Genomic DNA, 2,460 nt, shown 5'->3' with positions numbered 1-2,460 from the left:
GGTATGGCGGGGGGGGGGGGGGGGGGGGGGGGGGGCCCCCCCCCCCACCCCGTCACCGCCCGAGCACGTGGCGCAACGCGCCCTCCAGCTCGGGGTCGCGCATGTCGTAGCCGGAGGCGACCAGTCGGTCCGCCACGACCTTCTGGTCCGCCGCCACGGTCTCCACCCGGCCCTCCTCACCCAACAGTAGGCGCGGCCCGGCGTCGGGCACCGGGATGACCGCCGGCCGGTGCAGCACCCGCCCGAGGACGGTGGCGAACTCCCGGGCCGTGACCGGCTCCGGCGCCACCGCGTTCACCGGGCCGGTGACGCCGTCGTCGATCACCGCGTGGGCGAAGGCGCCGGCGATGTCATCGGCACCGATCCAGCTCAGCCACGGGCTGCCGTCGTGGCTCTCCCCGCCCGAGGTCGCGACCGGGCCGCCGAGGCCCGCGAGGAACAGCGGCAGCACCTGCTGCAGCATGCCTCCGGCCGGGCTCAGCACCACGCCGGTCCGCAGCATCGCCACCCGGATGCCGGCCGCCTCGGCGCGCCGGGCCTCCGCCTCCCAGTCCGCGACGACCTCGGCGAGGAAGTCGTCCCCGGGCTCCAGATCCTCGACGAGGCCGCTGCCGAACGGGCCCGTGCCCGCGTCCGCCCCGTAGTACCCGATCGCCGAGCCGTTCACGAGTGCCCGCACCCGCGCGTCGTCCCCCTCCCGTGCGGCGATCCGGGCGAGCGCGTCCACGAGGGTGCGCGTGCCGCGGACGCGCGAGTCGTGCACGGCCTCCTTGTGCGCGTCCGTGAACCGGCCCGCGATGGGCTCGCCCGCCAGGTTCACGACGACGTCGGCCTCGGCCAGGGCGTCCTCATCCACGGTCTCCCGGCCGGGGTCCCACAGCGCCGCGTCCAGCGCACCGGCCCTCTTCGGGCTCCGCACGAGCCGGATGACGCGGTGGCCGCCGGTGGTGAGCAGGGCACAGAGCTGCCGACCGATCAGTCCACCGGACCCCGTCACGGCGACCGTGCGGGCCGGCCCGCCGACGAGGGGGCCGGGGTGGGCGGCGTGGAAGTCCAGGTCATCGGCCATCACGCGGGCGCGGTAGGCGAACTGGCGGCCCAGCTCCGCCTCGAACGCCTCGTGGGTGCGGCGCGAGGCCGCGGCGCCCAGACCGGGCACGCGGGACACCAGGGACTCCCCCGGCAGGGCGTACTCGATGTGGTCCGTCACGACCGTGCCGCGCCGGCCGTCCGCCGTGTCCGCCTCACCGGGCGCGGCGTCGTCGAGCAGGTGGGTGTGCCGCCAGGAGGCGAGGGGACCGGAGACCATCTCGTCCCGGAACATGCGGCCCTCCTCGTAGGCCGTGTGGCGGGCTCGCCACGGCACCGCGGGCGCGGCCCCACCGGGCAGGCGGGAGGCGACGGCGTCCGGCAGCAGGCCGGTGAGCATCCCGTGGGCCGCGCCGGCGAACAGGCCGGCCGCCCCGGGGGCCTGGATGCGCAGCCGCGACTCGGAGCCCACGCGGAGGCCGTCCGTGGGCCCCTGGACCACCTCGCCGGCGAAGGGCGGGGTGAGCCGCTCCAGCGCGCCGGGGTTCTCCAGCCAGCGGAAGACGACCTCACGCGGGTGGCGCAGGAGGGTGCGATGCTCGAAGACGCGGATCTCGGTCATGGACGCCAGCCTGACACAGGGAGGGGACGCGCGAACACCTGTCCGGGCCGGGCCGTGCAGGACAATGAGGGGATGGACCTGCTTCCCGAGCTGCGCTGGACCGCCGCCGCCCTGCCCGCCACCGAGCTCACCCTCGTGGCCGTCTTCTCCCCCGAGGACCAGACGGTGCGCGCCTCCGGCGTGGCCGTGCCGGAGGACTCGGAGCCCCCCGCCGCCGCGATCGGGCGCCTCCTCGAGACGCTCATGGACCGGCTCGTGGCCCTGGACCCGGAGACCGCCGACCGCGAGATGAACCCGCGCCCCGTGGAACCGCGTCCGGGTGCGTCCCAGCCCGTCGCCGACGCCCTGGCCGCCTACGCCGCGGGGGACGTGGCCGCGCTCGACGCCCTCGACGTCACCCAGCCGGGCACCGCGTTCCGGCAGCGGGCGTGGCGGGAGCTGCGCGGCATCGCCCCCGGCTCCCCCGCCACCTACGGCGGCCTGGCCGAACGGTGCGGGGCCCCGCGGGCCGTGCGCGCCGCCGGCGGGGCGTGCGCCGCCAACCTGGTGGCCGTCGTCGTGCCCTGCCACCGCGTGGTGCGCGCCGACGGCGCGGCCGGCCACTACCTCTACGGCACCGCCGCGAAGCAGGCCCTGCTGGCCCACGAGGCGGCCCACGCGGGCTGACCACCCCCTCGCCACGGCAACGTCGGTTGAGTTGTCACGGGTCCGGGGCACGCACACCCGTGACAACTCAACCCGCGTTGCGGGCGGGGAGCCGTCTCGGGTGGCCGGGTGGCCGGGGGTCGGCGTCGGGCGCCGGGGAACGA

At 77.2% G+C, this 2,460-nt stretch carries 2 protein-coding genes; one reads left to right on the top strand and one right to left on the bottom strand.

The features are described from left to right. Nucleotides 1-52: 52 nt before the first annotated feature. Entirely contained in the window at nucleotides 53-1,651 is a 1,599-nt protein-coding gene (locus ACFI33_RS11720) for a TIGR01777 family oxidoreductase (RefSeq protein WP_036338179.1), read from the bottom strand. Nucleotides 1,652-1,723: 72 nt separating this feature from the next. On the opposite strand from ACFI33_RS11720, the gene ACFI33_RS11715 reads away from it, so the two are divergent. Then, nucleotides 1,724-2,317, top strand: a complete 594-nt coding sequence (locus ACFI33_RS11715) for a methylated-DNA--[protein]-cysteine S-methyltransferase (protein ID WP_036338176.1) — start codon at nucleotides 1,724-1,726, stop codon at nucleotides 2,315-2,317. The last annotated feature ends 143 nt before the right edge of the window (nucleotides 2,318-2,460 follow it).

Source organism: Micrococcus sp. PSi08 (assembly GCF_054960655.1).
Note: the sequence above shows the minus strand (reverse complement) of the source record. Positions and strands in the feature narration are given on the sequence as shown.